The 6,168-nt window shown below is 71.9% G+C and carries 6 protein-coding genes; 2 read left to right on the top strand and 4 right to left on the bottom strand.

The window, feature by feature from the left end:
* Window positions 1-60 precede the first annotated feature (60 nt).
* Window positions 61-1,131 carry an alpha/beta hydrolase gene (locus tag AB0O24_RS16145; protein WP_363376351.1) on the top strand — a complete coding sequence of 357 codons (1,071 nt, stop codon included), beginning with the start codon at window positions 61-63 and terminating at the stop codon, window positions 1,129-1,131.
* A complete protein-coding gene (locus AB0O24_RS16150; protein WP_363376353.1) occupies window positions 1,128-2,405 on the top strand; it encodes an MFS transporter in 1,278 nt (425 codons plus the stop codon). Before AB0O24_RS16145 ends, AB0O24_RS16150 begins: the two co-directional genes overlap by 4 nt.
* A 4-nt stretch (window positions 2,406-2,409) precedes the next feature.
* On the opposite strand, the gene AB0O24_RS16155 is transcribed toward AB0O24_RS16150, so the two are convergent.
* The 4 genes from AB0O24_RS16155 to AB0O24_RS16170 form a co-directional block, all read right to left on the bottom strand.
* On the bottom strand, window positions 2,410-3,858 hold the full coding sequence (locus AB0O24_RS16155) for an aldehyde dehydrogenase family protein (protein ID WP_363376355.1): 1,449 nt from the start codon (window positions 3,856-3,858) through the stop codon (window positions 2,410-2,412).
* 1 nt (window position 3,859) lies between these two features.
* Complete coding sequence (locus tag AB0O24_RS16160) at window positions 3,860-4,603, bottom strand: class II aldolase/adducin family protein (RefSeq protein ID WP_363376357.1); 744 nt, start codon at window positions 4,601-4,603, stop codon at window positions 3,860-3,862.
* The gene (locus AB0O24_RS16165) at window positions 4,600-5,529 is read right to left on the bottom strand and encodes a carbohydrate kinase family protein (protein WP_363376360.1); all 930 of its coding nucleotides are present in this window, start codon (window positions 5,527-5,529) and stop codon (window positions 4,600-4,602) included. Before AB0O24_RS16165 ends, AB0O24_RS16160 begins: the two co-directional genes overlap by 4 nt.
* 141 nt (window positions 5,530-5,670) lie before the next feature.
* Window positions 5,671-6,036, bottom strand: a complete 366-nt coding sequence (locus AB0O24_RS16170) for a CrcB family protein (RefSeq protein WP_363376364.1) — start codon at window positions 6,034-6,036, stop codon at window positions 5,671-5,673.
* Window positions 6,037-6,168 lie beyond the last annotated feature (132 nt).

Here is a 6,168-nt window from a genome sequence, read left to right on the forward strand (position 1 = left end):
TGTGCAATAAAGTAACCCGATAGTCGATCCCATTGCCGTGATCGACAGAAGGGTTCCTCGATGATCCGTCCCCGCCCCCAGGACCACCTGCTCCGCTGGGGCGCGCGCGCCCTCGGCTCGATGCCTCCCGCCGTGCTCCGCTCCGTGAACGGCAGCCCCGTCGTCATCGACGGCAACACCCTCCACCCGGCGGTGCAGACCTCGCTACGGGTGATGAACGACTCCCCGGGTGCCCACTTCGAGCGCCTCCCCCTCGACGAGGCGCGCGCCCACATCGAGCTCGAGGCGTGGACGTTCGCCGGCACCACTCGCCTCACGCAACGGGAGGACATCACGATCCCGACGCGCGCGGGCGGCGTTCCCGGACGCGTCTACCGAGCGCGGATCGACCGCCCGTCCCCCGGCACGATCGTGTACTTCCACGGCGGCGGGTGGGTATTGGGCTCCGTCGACAGTGCGGATGCCACCTGCCGCACGCTCGCGAAGAGCACCGGCATGACGGTGGTCTCGGTCGGGTACCGCCTGGCCCCCGAGAACCCGTTCCCCGACGGGCTCGAGGACTGCATCGACGCCTTCCGGTGGGTCCGCGACAACTCCGCGCGCTACGGCGGGGTGGCGGCGACCGTGGGCGTCGGCGGCGAGAGCGCCGGCGGCAACGTGGCGGCGGTCACCTCGATCGTCACGCGCGATGACGTCGAGGGTGCGCCCGCGTTCCAGATCCTGTTCTGCCCGGTCACCGACCTCTCGCGCAAGCACCGCTCGTACGAGCTGTTCGCCGACGGCTTCTTCCTCACCGAGGCGCAGATGGACTGGTACGCCGCCCACTACCTCACGGGCGGCGGTCGCGCCGACGATCCGCTCGTCTCGCCCCTGTTGACCGACGACCTCACGGGGCTCGCACCCGCCTACGTCGCCGTCTCGGGCTTCGATGTCCTCCGCGACGAGGGAATCGCCTACGCGCGGCGTCTCGAAGACGCCGGCGTCGAAACAACCCTCGTGAACCACACGGGTCAGATCCACGGCTTCTTCAACGCCTGCGGAGCCCTGAAGGACGCCCGGGATGCCGTGGGCGACGCCGGTGCATGGGCGCTCACGCGCCTCTCCGCGCACGCCGAGGGGACGCGTCGATGACCACCGAGGGGCAGACCGCCCCGGTCGCCGCCTACGCCGAACCCACCCGCCCCGTGCACGCGGGGTGGATCTCGGCCTTCGCCGGAGCGTGGCTCGGCCTGTGGATGGCCCAGCTCGTGCCCGTCCAGGTGCTCCTCCCCCTCCAGATCGCCGCCCAGCACAGCTCGGACGAGTGGCTCGTCTCGCTCGTCTCCTACGGTCTCGTCAGCGCGGTCGCCGGAGCGTTCGTCGTGGTCGCCTATCCGATCGTGGGGGCGCTCAGCGACCGCACGCGATCGCGCTTCGGGAGGCGGCGGCCGTGGATCCTCGGCGGAGCGCTGACGTCCGGTGTCGGCCTCGCCCTGCTCGGCATCCAGACCGAGACCCTCGGCACGATCGTCCTGTGGACCGTCGTCATGCTCGGGTTCTGCATGGCCTCGGCAGCCCTGACCGCCGTGATGGCCGACCAGGTTCCCGAGGGCCAGCGAGGACTGGTGTCGGGGTGGATCTCGGCACCGAACGCCCTCGGCATCCTGCTCGGCATCGTGCTGGTGACCGCGGTCTTCACGACCATCCCCTCCGGCTACCTCGCCCTCGCGGTCTGCGCGGTGGTCCTCGCCGTGCCGTTTGTCGTCATGCTGCGCGATGCGCCGTTGACCGCGGCGGATGCCGCTCGGCTGGGGCCCCTCACGGCACGATCGGTGCTGGCATCCATCTGGGTCGATCCGCGCCGCCACCCCGACTTCGCCTGGACCGTGGCCAGTCGCGTGCTCATCAACCTCGGCAATGCGATCGCGACCACGATGCTGCTGTACTTCTTCACCTTCGCCCTCGGCGTCGCCGACCCCACCGGGTTCCTCGTGTTCACGACGGTGATCTACATGGTCGTCACGATCGCGGCTTCGATCGCGCTCGGCAAGCTCAGCGACGTGCTCGGACGGCGGAGGGTCTTCGTCGTGGCATCCGGATCCGCCCAGGCGGTGTCCGCTCTCCTGCTCGCCGTCGCGCCGGCCGAGAGCACCGCGATCGTGGGGGCCGTCCTGCTCGGGCTGGGGCAGGGCTGCTTCTTCGCGGTCGACCAGGCGCTCGCGACCCAGGTGCTCCCGTCGGCCGAGACGCGCGGGAAGGACGTGGGCATCATGAACATCGCCATGGCGGGACCGCAGGCCTTCGGTCCCCTTCTCGGGGCCGGGGCCGTCGTGCTCTTCGGGGGCTTCCCGGGGCTGTTCATCGCGAGCGGGGTGGCGGGTCTTCTCGGAGCGGCGATCGTCCTGCGGGTGCGCTCGGTGCGCTGAGCTTTCACCCGTACAGGAGGCGGATGATCCGCTGCACGAGCGCGTCGACTCTCGGTGTGCGCCGCATCGTCGTGAGGGTGAGCAGTCGGAAGCGCTGACGCGTGATCGCCTTCGCGTAGGCGAACTCGCGCAGACCGTCGGCCCCGTGGATCCGCCCGAAACCGGAGTCGCCGACACCCCCGAACGGCAGCGACGGCACCGCCGCGAACGAGATGACCGAGTTGATCGCGATCATGCCCCCGCGCAGACGCTCGGCGAGGGCACGTCCTCGCCGCCTCGAGAACACGGCGCCGGACAGCCCGTACCGGACCGCGTTCGCCTTCGCGACGGCTTCGTCCATGGATGCCACGCGGTTCACGACGAGGGTCGGGCCGAACGTCTCTTCGCGCACCGCCGCCGACGACTCGGGGACGTCGACGAGGAGGACCGGCGCGATCGTCTGCCCGGTCGGGGCGACCGCGCCCTCGCGGAGCACCCCGCCGGAGGCGAGCGCGTCGGCGATGTGCTCGCGCACGACATCGGCCTGGCGAGGCATCGTGAGCGGACCCAGCCGCGCCGCGTCGTCGGTGCCCGCGCGCAGTTCGCGCACGCGCTCCGAGATGGCCTGAACGACACGGTCGTAGACGAGTGTGTGCGCGTAGACCCGCTCGATCCCGATGCAGGTCTGACCGGCGTTCGAGTAGGCGCCCCACACCGCGGCATCCGCGGCGGCCTCGATGTCGGCATCCGCATCCACGAGCAGGGCGTCCTTGCCGCCCGCCTCGATCACGACCGGCGTGAGGGTCTCGGCGCACGCGGCCATGACCCGCTTTCCTGTCGCCGTCGAGCCGGTGAAGGCGATCTTGTCGACGCCCGCCCGGCACAGCGCCGCGCCGGTGTCACCGAGGCCGGTCACGATCTCGAAGACCTCGGGCGCTCCCCCAGCCCGCACGAACGCGCGGCGAAGCCAGTCGCCCACGGCGGGGGTGTACTCGCTCGGCTTGAACACGACCGCGTTGCCCGCGGCGAGCGCATACGCGAGCGAGCCCATCGGGGTGAACACCGGGTAGTTCCAGGGGCCGATCACCCCGACCACGCCGTACGGGAGATACCCGAGGCTCGCGGACTGGTTCAGCATGAGCAGGCCCGCGCGCACACGGCGGCGGCGGAGGGTGCGTTCGGCATGCCCGCCCGCCCAGGCGAGGTGGTCGAGGGCGAGCATGATCTCGAGACGCGCGTCGCCGGCGGGCTTGCCGGTCTCGGCCCGCACGACGGCGATCAGCTCGTCGAGGTGCAGGGCGATGTCGCGCCGCCACGCGTCGAGGATGCGGCGCCTGCCGCGGAACCCCTGGACCCGCCATCCGCGCGCGCCCTGACGAGCGCGGGCCACGGCCGCACGGACGTCGTCGTCGTCGTGCACGGGGAACGTCCCGACGACGCGACCGTCGAGCGGACTCAGGGAGTCGAACGTCATCTCACGCCTCGTGTTTCTGTCCGTAGCCGGTGGCGACCGCCGCGGCGACGACGTCGGCCTGTTGCGCAGGACTCAGCTCGGCGGGGTCGCCCGCGGCGCGGGCGCGCAGGTAGATGTCGCACGCCCACTCCAGCAGTGCGGTGTGAGCGACGGCGTCGGCGAGGTCGCGACCGGTCGTGACCGCACCGTGGTGCGCGAGGATCACGGCGTTCGCGCTCGAGAGCGCGTCGCCGGTGGTCTCGGCGAGCTCTCGCGAACCGAACACCGAGAACGGAACGACCTCGATCTCGCCGCCGAGGGTGAGCTGCTGGTAGTGCACGCAGGGCAGACGGTCCGAAACGAGCGACACGGCGATGGCAGCCGGAGCGTGCGTGTGCACGACGGCGCCCACCGCGTCGTCGGCGTACGCCGCGAAATGCAGATCGAGCTCCGAGCTGGGCGCGAGGTGGCCGAGTACGAGGTGCCGGTCCTCACCGACGATCACGACGTCATCGGCCACCGCCTCTGCGAAGACCACACCGGTCGCGGTGATCGCGATCCCGCCGTCGACGCGCACGCTCACGTTGCCCGCCGTCCCCTTCACCAGTCCGTCGGCGGCGAGCGCGCGGCACACGGCCGCGACGCGCTCGCGGGCGTCGTCCGCGGGCGCCGCCGCGGACTGTGCCCCGGTTGGCTGTGCCCCGGTCGGCTGTGCCGCGTCAGGGGTCGGGGCCGTGTCGGCCGCGGCCGTGCGTGCGTCCGTCACCGAGGCACCGTCGCCAGAAGAGCGTCGATGGATGCCGCGTCGTAGGTGCCGAACGAGGTTCCGACCCCGGCCACCACCTGCGCGGCCGTCGCCGAACCGAACCGCGCCGCGTCGACAGAGGACCGCCCCCGCAGCTTCGCGAACACGAAGCCGGCGGAGAACGCGTCGCCGCCCCCGCTCGTGTCGACCGGCTCGGCCGGGACGATCGGGATCTCGCGGAGCTCCCCGCCCTCCACGAGCACGATGTCTCGGCCGCCGTCGGTGATCGCGACCACGCGCGCGCCCGCCGCGGCCAGGGCGTGCGCGGCCGCGTGCAGATCGGCCGCCTCGGTCCAGCCGAGCGCCTGCTCGGCGTTGGGGAGCACGTAGTCGGTGTGAGAGAGGAGAGGCTCGATCAGCGCGTAGAAAGCCGGCTCACCGCCGATGAGGAAGTCCAGCGAGGTCGTGGCACCGTGGTCGCGCGCGTACTCGAGGATCTCGATGACATTCTCGGGACCGAGCAGCTCGGGCGCACCGATGTGGACGTGGTCGGCCGCGGCGAGCGCGTCCCACGGCACGACGTCGGCCGCGAGGGCGTTCGCGCCGACCACGTGGAGGGCGGGGCGCGACCCGTCCGAACGGATCGGGAGCACCGAAGCCGAGGTGGGGAGGTCGCCCACGCGGAGATTACTGACATCGATCCCCTGGTCAGCGAGGAGCCCGACCAGCACCCGCCCGGTCACGTCGTCGCCGACGGAGCCGCTCGTGACGACGCGGGCGCCGAGCTTGGCGAGGACCAGCGCGGTCCCACCCGCGGGGCCGGCCGCCGACATGACGATCTCATCGACGAGGAGGGACCCCTGTCCCTCGGGGATCTCGTCGACGGGTTGCACGATCGTGTCGAGCACGTGTGCGCCGAGCGTGACGATCTGAGGGGCGGCGGTCATCATCGAGCCTCCGGGTCGGGTCACCGCGCGGACGGCCCGCGAGGCGTAAGTGGCACATTTGTACCATTTTCTCGACTCTCGGACAACCACCCGCGGCGACGCGCGCCGCCGCTGCGCGTGCCGCGCCCGCTGAGCGTCCGCTCAGCGCGACCGAAGACGCCCGCGCCCGAGGACCACGCCGCCCCATGCCGCCGCCGTCCCCACGAACACCGTTGCCGCGCCCCACCACAGCTGCGCGAGATCGGCGGACTCGACGGCGAGCGCGCTGTAGGTCGTGAAGCCGCCGAGGACCCCGGTGCCGAGGAACAATTGCGCTCGCTGCGCGCGCGAGGACTCCGGCATCCGGGCTCGGATACCGAACACGACGCCGATGGCGAACGCCCCGACGACGTTGATCAGCGGGACGAGGGCGGGCCCGAGGTCGTCGCCCGCCGCGAGGGTGAGGCCCGCGCGCGCGGCAGTGCCGATCGCGCCGCCGACGGCGACGAGGACGACGTCACGCCACATGCTCACCGCGCCACCCTACGCCGCACGGCCGCACCGGCGCCTTCGCGCGGGTGCGGAACGTTCCGCGTCCGTTCGTGTACGCGTCCTTGATGCCGTCGAGACCGACGATGATGCCGCCCGAGGGGAGGTCGG

The sequence above is a fragment of the Microbacterium sp. NPDC086615 genome (assembly GCF_040686055.1).
GTDB lineage: Bacteria > Actinomycetota > Actinomycetes > Actinomycetales > Microbacteriaceae > Microbacterium.